This is a genomic window from Microcoleus sp. Pol14D4 (assembly GCF_036701245.1).
GTDB lineage: Bacteria > Cyanobacteriota > Cyanobacteriia > Cyanobacteriales > Microcoleaceae > Microcoleus.
The window spans coordinates 18,240-35,025 of the sequence record NZ_JAUBQM010000075.1 but is presented as its reverse complement, the minus strand read 5'-3'; the positions used below and the strand labels follow the sequence as shown (position 1 = coordinate 35,025).

Here is a 16,786-nt window from a genome sequence, read left to right as displayed (position 1 = left end):
TTACTCAGAATGGCTGCAATTGGTCACAACAGCCTTATTTAAGTATTTGTACTTATTGCAAAAGTGACACGCTCCCGGAGTCTCCGGGGGAAGACGCCTCAGAATTAAGGTTTGGCAAGTGACATCGGGGCGTTCTTTGATGTGAACGCTTCTCAATTCCCCCTCCGGATCTGCCCGCACCCATTTTTTTGTCTCTTCTAGGATGGCTAGCGGACTGTCAGAATAAGTCGGCGGGTTTTCGATATTATCGATCGGGTTAATTTCTGCTGAGTCTTCTGAAATCAACGGTAAATCACGTCTAACTTTTTCCTGCGTTTGTTCGATAGTGAAGTCTTTCAGCCGCATCTTGAGATATTTGTCCAGCCAAGTAATGAGGCTGCCCAGATTGCGATCGTAAGGTTTGTTTGCGGTGTTCGCTTCGCAAACATTGCGACAAAAATACACCCAAGTTTGCTGTAAAGCATCGTTGTAATGAGGCGTGTCTTCTTGCCAAAGTTTGCCGGATTTTACAATCAGCCTCACTATCTCGCTGAGTTTTTCCCGCCGCATCAAGCTTTTGGGCGGATGCGAACAGGCTTCAGCAACTAGCTGTTGCAGTTGTTGGTTTAAATTGTTGTCCTTACCGTTGGTGTCGGGCATCGGCGAGCGCCTCCTTAAGAGTCTCTGGATGAAGGCTGCACACGGCATTTGCTGGTTTAAATTCCAAGATAAAATTCCTGATTTGATTAGTCCTGGACGCATTTCAAGGTAATTGTGTCATTGGCAAGTGAAACGAAGAATCTCAAACCCTTGTAACACCGCCCTTAGATGCGTAAGTCCTGTTGATGTTTGGCAGTCGAACAGGTGCTCTGTGCCAATCAGTTATCAGCATCGTGCGAGAAAATTTCGCGCAAATTAGGCAAAAATTTTAAAAATATTTAGTTGACAAATGCCAGCAAATGGGTTAATAAATCGATTTTAGATTGAACTCACGGATACGTTCTCTGCCTTCTCTGCGGTTTAAATAATTTAGATCTGAGCGGAAACGATATCACCGATCGCCCGAATCTGCCCTAAAATCCTCTAGCTGTGCGTATTTCGCTGTATTCCCAATGGCCGACTTGCTTATCTGCCTAGAAATCATATACTTTGTCAAGTTAAGAAAATATTTTTTTGATTCATCCAGGAGCGAGAAAAAAAATGTACATAGTACAAATTGCCTCGGAGTGCGCCCCCGTCATTAAAGCAGGGGGTTTGGGCGACGTAGTTTACGGTTTGAGTCGGGAGTTGCAGAATTCCGGTCACTGCGTTGAGATTATTCTACCCAAGTACGACTGCATGAGGTACGACCACATTTGGGGACTTCACGAGGCCTACCGGGATTTGGCTGTGCCTTGGTACGGCGGCGAAATCCTCTGTGATGTCTTGTGCGGCTGGGTGCACGGGCAGTTGTGTTTTTTCATCGAACCTCGCTCTCAAGATAACTTTTTTAATCGCGGCTGTTATTACGGGTGCAATGACGACAATATGCGGTTTGCATTTTTCAGCAAAGCCGCTTTGGAATTTTTGCTCAGAAGCAACAAGCGTCCCGATGTGATTCACTGTCACGATTGGCAAACTGGTTTGGTTCCAGTCCTGCTGTTTGAAATATACAAATACAATTGGATGGAATATCAGCGAGTCTGCTATACCATTCACAATTTCAAACATCAAGGCATGGGAGGTAGCGATATTTTGGAAGCAACGGGTTTGCACAGACCGGATTATTATTTTGATTACGATCGCCTCCGAGATAACTTTAACCCTTTTGCTATCAACTTTATGAAAGGTGGTATTGTTTACTCGAACTTTGTCACCACGGTTTCGCCACACCACGCTTGGGAAGCTCACCTCGGCGAGTTTGGCTACGGTTTGGGCCACACTTTGCACTTGTATCAAGAGAAGTTTCGCGGGGTGCTCAACGGCATTGATTATGATGTGTGGAATCCCGAAAGCGATAGCTACATTCCGCACCACTACACTAAGGATGATTTGGCAGGAAAAGCCAAAACTAAAAAAGCTTTGCGCGATCGGTTGTTACTGCGCGATGCTGACAAGCCTATTATTACCTTTATCGGTCGTTTGGACGACCAAAAAGGCGTTCATCTCGTCCACCATGCAATTTATTACTCTCTGAGTAAGGGAGCGCAATTCGTGCTTTTGGGTTCCGCGACGGAAGCGGGAATTAACGCTCATTTCCAGCACGAAAAATACTTTTTAAATGACAATCCAGACTGCCATTTAGAACTAGGTTTTAATGAGGAACTGTCGCACTTAATTTATGCGGGTGGGGATATAATTGTGGTTCCCAGTAATTACGAACCCTGCGGGCTGACTCAGATGATTGGGTTGAGGTACGGTACTGTTCCTGTGGTGCGGGGAGTTGGCGGTTTGGTGAATACTGTGTTCGATCGAGATTACGACACCCGCCACCTCCCAGAAGAACGGAACGGTTACGTGTTTTATCAAACCGACTACGCCGCTTTGGAGTCGGCGCTCGATCGGGCGATCGGATTGTGGTATGACTATCATGATGAATTTGAAAAACTCATGCTTCAAGGCATGAATTGTGACAATTCGTGGAAATATCCAGCTAAAGACTATGTGGAAATTTACGAGCTAATTCGACACAAATAATCAGTGGGGCTAGCCGTGTAGAAGTTACTAACTGTAGGGTGTGTACAGCTAGCCCGCGTCTTGGTGGCCGTTGAACCTGGTCGAGAATTCCGGCAGTTGATACATGGTGTTGACGCGAATCGCTTGGGAGATGGCTGTTGCTTTTTTTTGAGTGCGAGGTTGTTTAAGGAATGTTTTTAAATTTACCGATCGGCTAAATTTAATAAAACTTCTGGAGGTTGTTGTCACTGGCAATTAGTAAAAGCTACTGTCTGTCCTAAAAAGGCAGACAGTCAGAAAACTATGGGGGATAGGGCTTGGGAGTTTTTGGAGATGTCTGTTGCTAACAAGTGTTGTGATACCTAATCTGCAAAAATCTTTGTCATAAATACAGTTCTGGACGAATCAAAACCTTCATAAGCAAATTTTTTGATGTTGCACAATAGCGGCATTATTTTGATTTTTTTGTGGGATGGGCCCAAGAACCCGAAGGCGTGTATTTTCACAGGAGGCGGGACACCCTACAACAATCATCCTCAAATTGTGCAAAGCCCATTTTTTACCTAATCTGCGGGCTACCACAAAGTCTTTTCGGGAAAAAACTGCCGGTTGAGCGAAATCGAGACCGGATTTCTGACCACGGGTGCGTCAGCCCTAAAATACTTACGCTTTTGATAATCAAATAAGAATTACTTGCATTAATATAGTAAAACAATGACTGTAGATGGCTGTAGATGTACCATCGTGTCAATTACCAGATGAAAAAATCTATCATTATAGAACAATGAGCATTTCTCGGCGTATTTTTCTTGCCAGCGGTACAGCAATGGCTGTCGTGGCCGTGGGGGAACTAAGCAAAAAAGCCCCTGTCGCAGCCCAAACCGGCACTCTCAACCTTTATTCAGCACGTCACTACGACACTGATAATGAGTTGTACCAAAGCTTCACCAAAAAAACTGGGCTCAAGGTTAACCTCGTTGAAGCCGATGCTGACCAACTAATTGAACGGATCAAAAGTGAAGGTGCAAATAGCCCCGCTGATGTTTTCATCACGGTGGATGGTGGGCGTTTGTGGCGGGCAAAACAAGCAGGTATTCTGCAACCCGTGTCTTCAACAGTCCTGACATCGGCAATTCCAGCAAGTTTGCGAGATCCTCAAGGTTTCTGGTTTGGTCTATCGCGCCGGGCACGGGTGATTGTTTATAACAAAAGCAAGGTGAACCCTGCCCAATTGTCAACCTATGAAGCGCTGACAGAACCTCGGTGGAAAGGCAAAATTTTAGTGCGATCGTCCACTAATATCTATAATCAGTCTCTTGTTGGGGCCATGCTAGCGGTTCATGGACCTCAAAAAACAGAAGCTTGGGCGCGAGGATTGGTGGCTAATTTTGCACGTCCTCCAGAAGGAAATGATACGGCGCAAATCAAGGCTGTTGCTGATGGGGTAGGCGATATTGCCCTTGTTAATACCTATTATGTAGCTCGCTTAATGAAATCGAAAGATCCAGCAGAAAAGGCGATCGCGGCGAAAGTAGGTGTATTTTTCCCCAACCAGCGCGATCGCGGTACCCACGTCAATATTAGTGGTGGGGGTGTAGTCAAAACCTCCCGTAACAAAGCAGGCGCGATCAAATTCTTGGAACACTTAGCCAGTCGCGAAGCGCAACAAATTTTTGCTAGGAGTAATAACGAATACCCTGTGATTTCAGGTGTGGCGATCGATCCTGCAGTTGCAAGTTTTGGTACATTCAAATCTGACCCTCTCAACCCTGATGTGTTTGGGAAAAATAACCCCGAAGCTTTAAAGATTGCCGATCGCGCAGGATGGAAATAGAGGCTTTTTGAAAAAGAAGCTACTCTTTGTGATTCGGCGGTTGAAACCGCCGAATCCAATCAACTTTAATTTTTAATTTTACCATCCGGCATGATAGCACCTTTCAGGTTTGCCCCTTTCAGGTTTGCCCCAGTCAAATCAGCACTATTTAAGTCAGTTTCACTTAAATCGGCATTACTAAGATTGGCATTATTCAGTTTTGCCCCTCGCAAAAAAGCCCCCTTAAGATTTGCCTTACTCAAATCAGCATTTGTGAGATCGGCGGAAAATAAACCTGCTTTTTCCAGAGAAGCACCTTTTAAATTTGCACCTTTGAGATTGACACTATCGAGTAAGGCTTCATTAAGTTTGACATTTTCTAGCACAGCACCTTCCAATTTAGCACCATTGAGATTAGCGCTGGTTAAATCAATGTCACTTAACTTGGTATCAGTCAGGTCACATCCTGGACATTGCTTAGTTTTTTGTAATGTTTCGAGGGGGCTTGCCACCTGTTTTTGACATCCCAAGGTGACAAAAAAAGTAAGTAGTAAGAAGGAGATTGTGCCAGTAGTACGGGTAAAGATTGGTGAATTTTTATTAATCATCTTGATTTGTAAAGGGATAATCTAACCTTTAACTGTTAACCGTTAACTCAGTTGAACACTTGCGCGATCGGGCAATTTTCCAACTCAATAAAATTACCGGTAACATCCCCACTAAAACAATAGCCAATGCTGGGCCCGAAGCTTCAGCCAATCGCTCATCTGAGGCAAGTTGATAAGTTCGCACCGCCAAAGTATCAAAGTTAAAAGGTCTAATAATTATAGTAGCAGGTAACTCTTTCATCACATCAACGAATACTAACATCATGGCAGTTAGTAAACCTCCAGTCATCATTGGTGTATGAACTGTAACCAAAGTTTGCATCGGACTATAACCCAAACTTCTTGCCGCATCATCTAAATTAGGCTTGATTTTGCTCAAACTTGACTCCACCGCATTTAAAGAAACAGCTAGGAAGCGAACTATATAGGCAAATACCAAAGCTGCGATCGTACCGCTTAACAACAAGCCTGTAGAAATCCCGAATTGCTGGCGCATCCAACTATCAAATAGATTGTCAAGTCTACCAATGGGAACCATAATCCCCACTGCAATCACAGAACCAGGTACAGCATAACCCATTGCCGCAACTCTAGTCCCTAACTGCACTCCTAAATTAGGATATAACCGTAAACCATAAGCCATAATCAAGGCAATAATTACGGCCAAAATTGCTGTCAGGGTGGCCAAAATTAAACTATGACGGGCAAAAAGCCAAAAACGTTCATTTAAAGTGAGTTGCCAGTTAGCTAATGTCAACTGGACTAAAAGACCTGCGGGCAATAAAAAACCAAAAAATAGCGGTATCAAACAAGCAATTACGGCTAAGATTTCCCTAATTCCTTTAAGTTGATAAGTTTGTAGTTGGCGATAGCGGCTGCTAGCTTGATAATATTTAGTCCGACTGCGCGACCAGCGTTCTAGTAAAATTAAACCTAGAACAAATAATAATAGCAGGGCAGCTAATTGATTGGCTGCAATTCGTTCTCCCATGCCAAACCAAGTCCGATAAATACCTGTGGTGAATGTATCAATTCCAAAATACTGAACTGTGCCATAATCGTTGAGAGTTTCCATCAAAGCCAGTGCTAAACCTGCAACAATTGCGGGTCTTGCCATTGGTAAGGCAACTGTAATAAAACTCCGCCAAGGACTACATCCCAGTATTCTACTAGCTTCTAGGGTACAAGTGGATTGCTCCAAAAATGCAACTCTTGTTAATAGGTAGACGTAGGGATATAAAACTAAGATTAGCATTAAGATTGCTCCCGGGAGCGATCGCACGTTAGGAAACCAATAGTCTCCATAACTCCAGCCAAAAATATCCCGCAAAGCAGTTTGAACAGGGCCGGAAAATTCTAAAAAGTCTGTATAAGTATAAGCTAGCACATAAGCTGGGGCCGCTAAGGGTAAAAGTAATGCCCATTCAAATACGCGACTGGCCCGAAAGCGACACATTGTTACTAGCCACGCACATCCTACGCCGATCGCGACAACACCACAGCCGACACCGATCGTTAACCATAAAGAGTTGACAATATAACGAATTAAAACGGTCTCAGTTAAATGTTGCCATGTATCTTTAGCTTCCACAAAGATACTGGATAAGACACTGAGAACTGGTATGGCGATCGGCAATGCTAAAGCGATAACTGCAAGTGTCCACCCACTAGCCGATAGACCGCGTAAGGTCGATAGCCATTGGATTGTCCTGATTCCTGTTTGGTGTAGTGATTTTTGGGAATTTTTCATTGCTAGTAAAAAGTCTAGCTTGCTACTTTATCAGTAGGTGTAAACATTTGTCAAGGCTTTCTGATAATTAATCTCACTAAACTGGTATATTGTAGAATTGTAAGTTGTTGATTATTTATAGCAATAATGGCTCGACCGATAATTCTGCATTTGGATGGTGTAACAAAACAGTATTCCCAAGCAGCATCACCTGCGGTGGCATCTGTCACCCTGACCTTACATCAAGGAGATATACTGGGGTTGTTGGGGCCATCGGGTTGTGGGAAAACAACGTTGCTGCGGTTAATTGCTGGTTTTGAACAGCTACAAGCAGGGACGATCGCTTTAGCAGGAAAAACTGTAGCGAGTGTTAATATGTCAGTCCCGCCGGAACAGCGAGACATTGGTATGGTGTTTCAAGACTATGCACTATTCCCCCATTTGACAGTCGCGAAAAATGTAGCTTTTGGCTTGACGCATCAAGGAAAAGAGTCAAAGCATAATATTCACAAAGGTGTCACAGAAGCATTAGCGCTGGTGGGATTAGAAGGATTGGAAAACCGTTATCCCCATGAATTATCCGGGGGTCAGCAACAGCGAGTGGCGCTGGCCCGTGCTTTAGCCCCTCGACCTGCGATTATTTTACTAGATGAACCGTTGAGTAATTTAGATGTACAAGTACGGTTGAGATTGCGTCAGGAAGTCCGCGAGATTCTCAAAGCAACGGGAACCTCTGGTGTATTTGTCACCCACGATCGCGAAGAAGCACTTTCGATTTCAGATTGGGTAGCGGTGATGCGTCAAGGCCAATTAGAACAGTTTGGCACTCCAGAGGAAGTTTATCAAGAACCAGCATCTCGATTTGTGGCTGAGTTTGTGACGCAAGCTAATTTTGTTTCTGCATCGCTGAAGCAGGATTTTTGGGAAACAGAAGTAGGTTGTTTTGCTGTTAAAGGAGATTCATATTCACAAGTTCCCTGTGATGTTTCTACTGAAGGAGAATTGATGATCCGGCAGGAAGATTTAAGTTTATACTTAGATGAAGAGTCGGCTGTTGTGATTTGCGATCGCCAATTTTTAGGTAGAGAAAATCGTTATTGTTTAAAAACACCTTCGGGCGAAAAGTTATATGCACTTACAACCACAGGAAATGTTTTTCCCATTGGTTCTAAAGTTCGGTTATCTTGTGGTGACAATTCTCCCTTAGCTTTCTTTGTCGGTAAGCCTAAGCCATAGCTAATTGCTAATTGCTAATAGACATCTCCCAAAAATAATTTAAAACCGTTGCCATATGTAGAAAAGGTTATTTGCAGCCACTCAACAGGAAGGTTACATTTCTAACCGACAGGTGAAATTCGATCGCCTGCAACTCCTTCCCCTCGCCCGCCTTATTTCCCTAAACTCCTCAAAAAATACAGCCACCACCAAGGTTCAATTCAGATGCGGATCGATCGCCAATATGCCACCAACCCCCTCAGCAAGCAATCCCCTCGCTATCCCACCAGTCTAACCATTGCTGAGTCTGATTTTGATAACTGCCTTCCCATAGGATCGATTGTACTCCGATAAGTTCGATCGGCTAGTGAAGGAAAGGATCTTACAAAATAAAAGCCTTTCATCTCCGGACCCAAGTCACCGGGATGAAAGGCTTTGGCAGGTTTTGACCAGCCTTAAATCTTGTTGGTTTTGACAGATTTAAGCTAATTTTATTCACATGAAAGTCTGTTAATTTTCGGACTTTTGTCCTTGCGATTCTCGCACGGCAAGTTCTGAATCCGGCTGATTGAGAGCCATTTCTAGAGATTTTGCAATCTCGGCTGGCTCTAGAGTGCGCTTAGAAAATCCCCACACAAACATCAAGACGATACTGGAAACTAGCAGCCATTGGGGAGGAACTAAATCTGGATTAATTACTTTCACCAACAACCGCAGTCCCACGAACCCAACTGTGATGTAACCAGCACTTTCTAGGTGAACGAACTCATCCAGCCAGCGGATGAACAACCCGGCCATGAATCGCAGGGCAATAATTCCAATAGTAGCGCCTGTTACGACGATAAAAGTGTTATCAGAAACAGCTATGGCAGTAGTAACGCTATCCAAGGAAAACGCTAAATCCGTAAAAGCAATCATGGGAATTGCTTGCCACACAGTCGCAAATCTGGGCCCGTGATGTTCTCCTTCAGAATCTGTATCTGAAGTAAAATGTTGGAAAACCAGCCACAGCAGGTAGAGAGCGCCAAGCAGTTCAAACTGCCAGTATTGAATCACCCAAGTAGCCGTTAAAATTAGTAAGATCCGCAGGACAAAAGCAATTATCAAACCCAAGTTGAGAGCATTTTGCTGTTGCTTGGCATCTTCTAAACCTTTAGAAATAGACGCCAGGGCGATCGCGTTGTCAGCCGAAAGTACAGCTTCCAAAGCCACCAAAACCAACAATAATAAAAAGCCGTCAACTCCAAAATTGGGTGAAGCGTCGAGAAATTGATCTAGCATTAACTATTTTGTGAACCTAAGATTGGCAAGGGTCGAGCGCAGCGCAAATTACCCGCTCTGTCTAAAATTAGTGTCACCTTCATTTAAATCTTAACCTAACGCGGTAATTCTGTGGGAGGCGATCGTCCGAACAACTTCCCAAGCAAGCAGTCCCAGGCAACAAGGAAAAATTATCCCCCTCCAAGACTCAAAAACTGCGCCACTGGGTCACTGGACCACTGGGGCACTCCCCCCGGACGCACCATTTGTGTTGCAAGTTGTAACAAATGATTCCCAAAAGTGCCAATTTGTCTCAAATTGGTGAAAGCTCGTGCCCGCGAAAAGGAGTTTTGCGAATATGTCTTTAACAGATACCCAAGTCTACGTAGCGCTCGTAATTGCTTTGATTCCCGGAATCTTGGCTTTCCGGCTGTCAACTGAACTGTACAAATAGTTTCCAGACACCAGTTGCGAACCGCAAAACGCCTGCCTGACCAGTTAAATCTCTCGCATTACAGATACAGACAATTACTGCCGCAGTGCAGTAGATTGTTTGTGTTCAGCAAGACGAGACTGCAAGGGCAGGCATTTTTATGGGGAAATTCTGTCTTCACACGTCACCTTTGTCTCAACAATTTTGGCTGTCAGCACCCTGACAAACAGCGGCGAGTGTGCGTTAAGCTCAGAATTTGCTCTTTTGAACTCTAAAACGTCAGTCTCAGGTATTTGAAAAAACATTATGCAAGCGATTCAACCCACCGTTACCCCACTGCGTCCTGTAAAAAAATCCCCTCGGGTTACTCCTAGTCGCAGTAGCAGCCGTCAGCGTTCTTACCCTCACCAAACCCTCGCGGCCGAAACAGGCGTCAAATTGGCAGTCAACATGGTACTTTCAGTCTGTGCCACTTCTGCTTTGGTTCAGCTTTGGCCTCACTACCGGGCGGTGCAAGAAAAATTGCACGAAATCCAAGCTGAAGTCAATCTTACCCAAGGGCGAGTAAATCAGTCGCGAGCCGACTTTAACCGCTACTTTGACCCTAGTCTTGCTAAAACTGTGATGCAAGAGCAAAGCAACCAAGCTGACCCGCAGCAGCGTCCGGTGATTTTGCAAGAAGCCGACGTACCCGACGCCGAGGAATCAACCCCCCAACCTTAAGGGAAGGGGAGTTTTGGGTTTTGATATCACGTCCGATGTGCATCATTCTTGTATGTCATTGGTTCGCACAGCGAACAATGACAGATGAATCTGTCGGACGTGATATCACTTTTGAGTAAAAGAGTTTTTAGGATGATTCTTGTCTGTCCGGGCGAACGAAACGCAGAGACAGACAGACCTGCGTATTGTCACCTGTTGCAATCTCAAAACTTCAAACTCAGGCTTATACTGACTTTGCCAGCACGGTTTTTTCTTTCAGTAGTTGCAGTGCAGCTTGATATTGCAAGTCTGCTTCGGTGCCGATTTGATCGCGCGCGATAGGTTCCAAAGGCACTACGCGATCGGGCGCAATCCCCAGCTTGTTAATATCTTTATGGTTAGGTGTTTCGTACTTAGCAACAGTCACGGCCAACCCGGAACCGTCAGACAAATCAAACAGCGACTGAATCAGTCCTTTGCCAAAAGTCTTTTCTCCTACCAGTTGAGCTCTGCCGTTATCTTGCAGCGCACCAGCCAAAATTTCGCTAGCACTGGCACTTCCCTTGTTCACCAAAACAATCAGCGGATCGTGAGTTAGGGCTTGTCCAGAGGCTTCAAAACTGCCGAGAATGCCTTGTCTGTTCACCGTGTAGACGATCGTCCCGGAATCGAGCCACAGGCGGGCAATTTCAATTCCTGCTTGCAACAGTCCGCCCGGGTTGTTCCGCAGGTCGAGAATGTAGGCGGCGGCTCCTTGTTTTTCCAAGCGGTCGATGGCGTGAGCGACTTCCTCAGTGGCGTTAGCGCTGAATTGACTCAAGCGAATGTAGCCCACCGGCAAATTTTCCGACCCCGACTGCAATTCGGCGTAAACCGGATTCAGAGCTATGCGATCGCGCACTAGCTCAATTTCCTCAGCAGCGTCCCTTCCCTCGCGCCCCAAGGTCAAGGTAACGGCAGTGCCGATGCGGCCGCGCATTCGAGTTGCTGCTTCGTCTAGGGTCAATTCTGAGGTAGGAGTGCCATCAATTTTCAGAATGCGATCGAGGGGTTGGATGCCAGCTTTATCCGCCGGTGAGCCGGCCAAAGGAGCCACCACTGTCAGGGCATTTGTCTGGGGGTCGATCGCAATTTGCAGCCCCACTCCCGTCAATTCTCCCGAAGTGTTGACCTGCAAGCTGCGGTACTGTTCGGGTTTCAGCAGTCGAGTGAAGGGGTCGTCGAGTTTCGCCAGCATCCCCTGAATAGCCGTGTAAGTCTGCTGTCTGTCGTTAAGCGGTTCCTTGACAGCTTTTTGGCGAATCGACCACCAGTTTTGAGAGTTGAAGCTGTCGTCCACATAAGAGCGATTGACAATTCGCCAAGCTTCGCTCAATAGCTGCTGTTCAGGAGTCAGCGCCGCCGCAGGCTGCGTCCACCCGCCTAGAACTAGGGCGACTTGCAGGAAAAGTACAATAGCAATCTGGAAAACTCGTCTGTGCATGATTTTTCTGTAAAAGATAGGCAAGTATTGCATCTCGTGTATTTTAAGTTTGTAGGCTTTTAAGGTTTTGGGCATTTAACTCTCCCCAAGGCATTCGGGAGTAGTCAAAAGTCCGCCAACAAAAAATTAGTTAAATGTAACATTTAATCGCAAAATGAGTGAAGTTTTATCATTAATATTAAAATTAATGCCCCAGCGACCCGCAGGCAGGCTCGGACTTTAGTCTGTAGCTCGGCTCTTGGCTGTATGCCTGGTAGGGGCGGATGTTGAGCTTGCAGAACATGGTATTTGAGACTCGGCAAAAGCTTCGCTCGTGTGAAAATTGCACGGCAATTATGTTACATTTTTTATCACAGTCTGGAATTCGATCGGGCAACGCCAGCGAGTAGGGACAAGCCACCGCTTAGTTTCCCAGGGCTTGCAGGCGATCGCACAATAGAGTTCCTTTCGTCAGCTCCAAATTTAAAAAATAGCCTCAGGCATTTGCTAATAAAAGCAAGCTGCTCGGCGCGGGGCGACAAAAAACCTTGTGGCTGCTGCCCTGAACCTCAACCACAGCAATATTCTTTTAGGAATTCTGGCTCCATGTTTTCTAAACAAATCACCGACTCAAAAACCTACCAGTGGTTTGAGGAACGCCTGGAAATTCAGGCGCTCGCCGATGACATCACTACGAAGTACGTACCCCCGCACGTCAATATTTTCTACTGCTTGGGCGGAATTACTTTAGTTTGCTTTCTGATCCAGTTTGCCACCGGCTTCGCCATGACTTTCTATTACCGTCCCACGGTAGCAGAAGCTTTTTCTTCAGTGCAATACCTGATGACTGAAGTCAACTTCGGCTGGCTGATCCGCTCCATCCACCGCTGGTCTGCAAGCATGATGGTGCTGATGATGATTTTGCACATCTTCCGGGTTTATCTGACAGGTGGCTTCAAAAAGCCCCGCGAATTAACCTGGGTGACAGGAGTAATCTTGGCAGTCATCACTGTTTCTTTCGGCGTGACCGGCTATTCCCTGCCTTGGGATCAAATCGGTTACTGGGCAGTTAAAATCGTTTCCGGCGTCCCCGAAGCTATCCCGTTTGTCGGTTCTTTGATGGTTGAACTGCTGCGCGGCGGTGTCAGCGTCGGTCAAGGCACTTTGACTCGCTACTACAGCTTGCACACTTTTGTGTTGCCTTGGCTGATTGTAGTCTTCATGCTGGCTCACTTCTTGATGATTCGCAAGCAAGGTATCTCTGGCCCGTTGTAAGTTTTGAGTTGGGGGGGCGGTACTTTTTTTGCCCCCCCGCTGAATTGTGAGTTGAAAATTCAGAATTCATCGCTCATGATATTTATTTACGGCTAATACTTCCTGCGATCGCGCCGCTGATTCAAACTAACGAATACAGTGGAATGGCAGGCCCGGGTAAAACTAAAAGGAGAACACTCTCACTATGTCTATTATCAAAAAACCAGATTTGAGCGATCCCGCGCTCCGCGCTAAGCTCGCTAAGGGCATGGGTCACAACTATTACGGCGAACCAGCTTGGCCTAATGATTTGCTCTACGTTTTCCCTATAGTGATCATGGGAACGATTTCTCTGTGCGTGGGTTTGGCCGTACTAGACCCGGCTTTGGTTGGCGAACCTGCTAATCCTTTTGCTACTCCGCTGGAAATTCTGCCGGAATGGTATTTGTGGCCTGTGTTCCAAATCCTGCGCGTTTTGCCTAACAAATTGTTGGGTATTGCTTGCATGGCTGGTGTTCCCCTTGGCTTGATTTTGATTCCGTTCATCGAGAATGTTAATAAGTTCCAAAATCCGTTCCGCCGCCCTGTTGCTACTACTGTTTTCCTGTTGGGAACTGCGGTAACTCTGTGGTTGGGTATTGGTGCTATTTTCCCGATCGACAAATCTTTCACACTGGGTCTTTTCTAAGATTTAAGTTTGCTTGATTATGACGCCTGCGGGTTTCCTGTAAAGTGCTTTTGTACTGGTGGGAAACTTTAGCGGGCGTCATTTTATTTTAGATTTTAGATTTTAGAGTTGGGATTGGGGATTTTTTATTTAGGGCTTGCTGGATAAGTGCACAAAGGTTACACGGCCTGGTTATGGACTCGTGCGATCGAGAAAAGTGTGCAAGATAAACAGGTAAAATACTACAAAACCCTTGCATCACCCAGTGCGAGCGCGTACAGAAAAGCTGAGCTTGCCTCAAGTCTCCCATCCGAGTTTGAACTGCCCTTTGAAGGAAGGTTGTCATCAAACAACCCTTGAATAAAAATGGCCGAGCTAATTCCATGGTCAGAGTTTTAAGCGGAATATGCTGAAAACTTCCCCACAGAAAAGGGCTTAAGAGCCAAATCATTTCGGATGGCATTGGGAGCATTAATCATCAAAGAAAAACGGGGAATTAGCGATCGCCTCACAGTAGAACAGATACGGGAAAACCCCTATTTACAATACTTTATCGGTCAATCAAGCTACAGTAACGAGCAACCCTTTGACCCATCTCTATTAGTTCATTTTCGGCAAATAATTAGTCCGAACTTGATTAATAAAGTTAACGAAAGAATGGTTGAAAAAATCCGCCCCTCACCCCAATTAAACCAGAAAAAAAAGGATTCGGACGCCAAGAATGACTCACTTAATCGCGGAAACTCGATCGTAGATGCTACCTGTACCCCAGCCGACATTAGTTTTCCAACCGACTTAGGAATATTAAATGGAGCTAGAGTTCATACAGAACAAATCATAGACATCCTGTATAAACAAATCAAAGAAAAAACCCATAAAAAACCAAGAACTTACCGTAATCTAGTAATAAAAGACTACTTAGCAGTAGCCAAACAAAAACGACCCACCCGAAACAAAAGAAGACAGGCAATTATAGCAACCGCCAAGGCTGTTAGGATGCAAGGCGTAGGACATCTTCGATCGCATCACGCAAATAGTCAAACCGCTTTAATTGTTTGCGGATTCGACTTTTGAGCCAAGACTCTTCTTTGTTCAATCCTGTTCAAATCAGGGGAGTACGACGGTAAATACAACAATCTACACCCTAGACTTTGAATCAATTCCTCAATTCGACCACCTTTATGAAACGTGGCATTGTCCATCACCACCATCTGTCCTGTCACAAGTGTTGGCAGTAAACAAGTTTCTAGCCACATTTCAAAAACTGTTCGATTACACGCTCCAACGACGGTAAAAGGGGCGAGCAATTTTTGGTTACATAGAGCAGCAATCATATTTACCCTACCCTCACGTCGGCCCGATTGCCCCTGTTCGTTCCAATCATAATCATACTGGTCTCTATTATCCATGCCAGATTCATCAACATAGACAATCTGAGCCGAGGGAATGGTGGAAAATTCGGTTACAAAAGCCTGACGCTTGACTTCATCCCGCGGACGGTAGCCGTAGGTTTTTTTTTCGAGTAAAACCAATTTTTCTCAAAGCCCGCGAGATTATGCGTGAGCTAATTTCTCTATCCCAAAGTCAGGCAATTTCAACTTGAGTTTAATTCCCATGAGTCTTGGCTTGCCTCACGAAATTTCTCCCAATCACTAATTTTATGACCGTTACCGTTTGGCTTATTAGGTAATGCTAAAAAGTCTCCTGTTTCGGTTTGTCGCTTCAACCATAAGCCGATTGTGTTGCAACTGATATTAAACAGTATACTCGCTTCACTAATCTTTAATCCATCTAGTTTGATAGCTTGAATGACTTTCTGACGTAGGTCGTAACTGTAGGGTTTTGGCAAGGGTCGTGCGATCTGGGCAGCATCAGATACTACTTCCAGTTTACACCGTAACCGCCTTGGCGGTTGCTATAAAAGAAAATCAGCGCTTGCGGGAGTCAGAAGCTCACGCTAGAGAAGAAGCTCAGCATTTACAAAACTATATGCAAGACTTACAAAAGACCCAAGCTCAACTGATTGAGACCGCAAAAATGTCTTCTTTGGGTACAGTGGTTGCGGGGATTGCCCATGAAATTAACAACCCCATCAATTTTATCTACGGCAATATCAGCCACGTCAGTGATTATATTCAAGACCTACTGCATCTGCTGCCTCTTTATCAGCAGTACACCCTCCCAGTTCTGAGATTCAAGCTGAAACCGAAGCCATAGATTTGGAATTTATGATAGCAGATTTACCCCAAATTTTGGTTCCGATGAAAGGAGGTGTTAACCGCATTCAGAAGATTGTTTTGTCTTTGCGTAACTTCTCAAGGCTAGATGAAGCTAACATAAAGTCGGTTGACATTCGCGACGGGATAAAAAGCAGCCTGCTGATTTTGCATAATCAATTTCAAGCAAGGGCGGCGCGTCCAGAGATTCAAGCGATCGAGGAGTACAGCAATCTGCCTTTAGTGGAATGCTATGCCGGAGAACTCAACCAGGTGTTTATCAACATCCTTTCTAATGCGATTGATGCTTTGAATGAGTACAACAAACAACGCATCCTCGCTTGCCCGCGGGTCATTACTATTCGCACTTTTTTGCTAGAGAAAAAATCCCCTGTCGTCATTCAAATTCGGGACAATGGGCCGGGAATAACTGCCGAGGTGAAAGACCGCATTTTTGAACCATTTTTTACTACTAAGCCTGTAGGTGAAGGTACCGATTCGGGTCTCTATATAAGCTACCAAATTGTACAGGAGAAGCATGGGGGCGCATTGAACTGTTTTTCCGAGGTGGGGCAGGGAACAGAGTTATGGATTGAAATTCCAATCAGACAAACTACGGCGGCACTCGACCTTAGCTAATCAATCGACTTCTATCAAACTCAGAGCCTATTCCAGCCATCCGGTTTGCCATTGTACAAATCAGCCTTTTCATTACTTCTGAAATAATCTATAATAAAACGTAAAGTAGATAAATATTAATCGTCGGATAATTTAATGAAACCCAGGAGTTCAA

14 protein-coding genes and 2 pseudogenes are annotated in these 16,786 nt (G+C 45.1%); 10 read left to right on the top strand and 6 right to left on the bottom strand.

The features are described 5' to 3' along the window. A complete protein-coding gene (locus tag QUA33_RS22060; protein ID WP_333151162.1) occupies positions 1-639 on the bottom strand; it encodes a sigma-70 family RNA polymerase sigma factor in 639 nt (212 codons plus the stop codon). A 540-nt stretch (positions 640-1,179) separates the two neighbouring features. Between QUA33_RS22060 and glgA the strand changes: the two genes are divergently transcribed. Next, positions 1,180-2,655: a glycogen synthase GlgA gene (gene glgA, locus QUA33_RS22055; protein WP_333151161.1), complete on the top strand. Its 1,476-nt coding sequence runs from the start codon at positions 1,180-1,182 to the stop codon at positions 2,653-2,655. A 763-nt stretch (positions 2,656-3,418) separates the two neighbouring features. Beyond that, positions 3,419-4,468, top strand: coding sequence for a Fe(3+) ABC transporter substrate-binding protein (locus QUA33_RS22050; RefSeq protein ID WP_333151160.1), 1,050 nt, complete (start codon positions 3,419-3,421; stop codon positions 4,466-4,468). A gap of 65 nt (positions 4,469-4,533) precedes the next feature. On the opposite strand, the gene QUA33_RS22045 is transcribed toward QUA33_RS22050, so the two are convergent. Both QUA33_RS22045 and QUA33_RS22040 read right to left on the bottom strand, forming a co-directional pair. Then, positions 4,534-5,055 carry a pentapeptide repeat-containing protein gene (locus QUA33_RS22045; protein ID WP_333151158.1) on the bottom strand — a complete coding sequence of 174 codons (522 nt, stop codon included), beginning with the start codon at positions 5,053-5,055 and terminating at the stop codon, positions 4,534-4,536. A gap of 28 nt (positions 5,056-5,083) precedes the next feature. Beyond that, positions 5,084-6,805, bottom strand: coding sequence for an iron ABC transporter permease (locus QUA33_RS22040; protein WP_333151157.1), 1,722 nt, complete (start codon positions 6,803-6,805; stop codon positions 5,084-5,086). 126 nt (positions 6,806-6,931) lie between these two features. Here QUA33_RS22040 and QUA33_RS22035 point away from each other — a divergent pair, with 126 nt between their 5' ends. Beyond that, positions 6,932-8,020, top strand: coding sequence for an ABC transporter ATP-binding protein (locus tag QUA33_RS22035; RefSeq protein WP_333151154.1), 1,089 nt, complete (start codon positions 6,932-6,934; stop codon positions 8,018-8,020). A gap of 489 nt (positions 8,021-8,509) precedes the next feature. On the opposite strand, the gene QUA33_RS22025 is transcribed toward QUA33_RS22035, so the two are convergent. Beyond that, positions 8,510-9,280, bottom strand: coding sequence for a TerC family protein (locus tag QUA33_RS22025; RefSeq protein WP_333095927.1), 771 nt, complete (start codon positions 9,278-9,280; stop codon positions 8,510-8,512). Positions 9,281-9,617: 337 nt separating this feature from the next. Here QUA33_RS22025 and psaM point away from each other — a divergent pair, with 337 nt between their 5' ends. Together psaM and QUA33_RS22015 are read left to right on the top strand one after the other, a co-directional pair. Continuing rightward, positions 9,618-9,713 carry a photosystem I reaction center subunit XII gene (gene psaM / locus QUA33_RS22020; protein WP_015174804.1) on the top strand — a complete coding sequence of 32 codons (96 nt, stop codon included), beginning with the start codon at positions 9,618-9,620 and terminating at the stop codon, positions 9,711-9,713. A gap of 285 nt (positions 9,714-9,998) precedes the next feature. Continuing rightward, positions 9,999-10,415 (top strand): slr1601 family putative cell division protein, encoded by a 417-nt coding sequence (locus QUA33_RS22015; protein WP_333151152.1) that lies wholly within the window; start codon positions 9,999-10,001, stop codon positions 10,413-10,415. A gap of 223 nt (positions 10,416-10,638) precedes the next feature. Here QUA33_RS22015 and ctpA read toward each other — a convergent pair whose 3' ends face one another. After that, positions 10,639-11,877: a carboxyl-terminal processing protease CtpA gene (gene ctpA, locus QUA33_RS22010; RefSeq protein ID WP_333151164.1), complete on the bottom strand. Its 1,239-nt coding sequence runs from the start codon at positions 11,875-11,877 to the stop codon at positions 10,639-10,641. Positions 11,878-12,462: 585 nt separating this feature from the next. On the opposite strand from ctpA, the gene petB reads away from it, so the two are divergent. The 3 genes and pseudogenes from petB to QUA33_RS21995 form a co-directional block, all read left to right on the top strand. Next, entirely contained in the window at positions 12,463-13,131 is a 669-nt protein-coding gene (petB, locus tag QUA33_RS22005) for a cytochrome b6 (RefSeq protein ID WP_015174799.1), read from the top strand. A gap of 184 nt (positions 13,132-13,315) precedes the next feature. Then, entirely contained in the window at positions 13,316-13,798 is a 483-nt protein-coding gene (gene petD, locus QUA33_RS22000) for a cytochrome b6-f complex subunit IV (RefSeq protein WP_333095930.1), read from the top strand. Positions 13,799-13,996: 198 nt separating this feature from the next. Beyond that, positions 13,997-14,749, top strand: a pseudogene (locus QUA33_RS21995) (transposase); the annotation flags it as partial. A 19-nt stretch (positions 14,750-14,768) separates the two neighbouring features. Here the strand turns inward: QUA33_RS21995 and QUA33_RS21990 are convergent. After that, a pseudogene (locus QUA33_RS21990) lies at positions 14,769-15,626 on the bottom strand (IS630 family transposase). Positions 15,627-15,631: 5 nt separating this feature from the next. Here QUA33_RS21990 and QUA33_RS21985 point away from each other — a divergent pair. Both QUA33_RS21985 and QUA33_RS21980 read left to right on the top strand, forming a co-directional pair. Then, a complete protein-coding gene (locus tag QUA33_RS21985) occupies positions 15,632-15,994 on the top strand; it encodes a hypothetical protein (RefSeq protein ID WP_333151150.1) in 363 nt (120 codons plus the stop codon). An 11-nt stretch (positions 15,995-16,005) separates the two neighbouring features. Next, positions 16,006-16,632: a HAMP domain-containing sensor histidine kinase gene (locus QUA33_RS21980; protein WP_333151148.1), complete on the top strand. Its 627-nt coding sequence runs from the start codon at positions 16,006-16,008 to the stop codon at positions 16,630-16,632. Positions 16,633-16,786 lie beyond the last annotated feature (154 nt).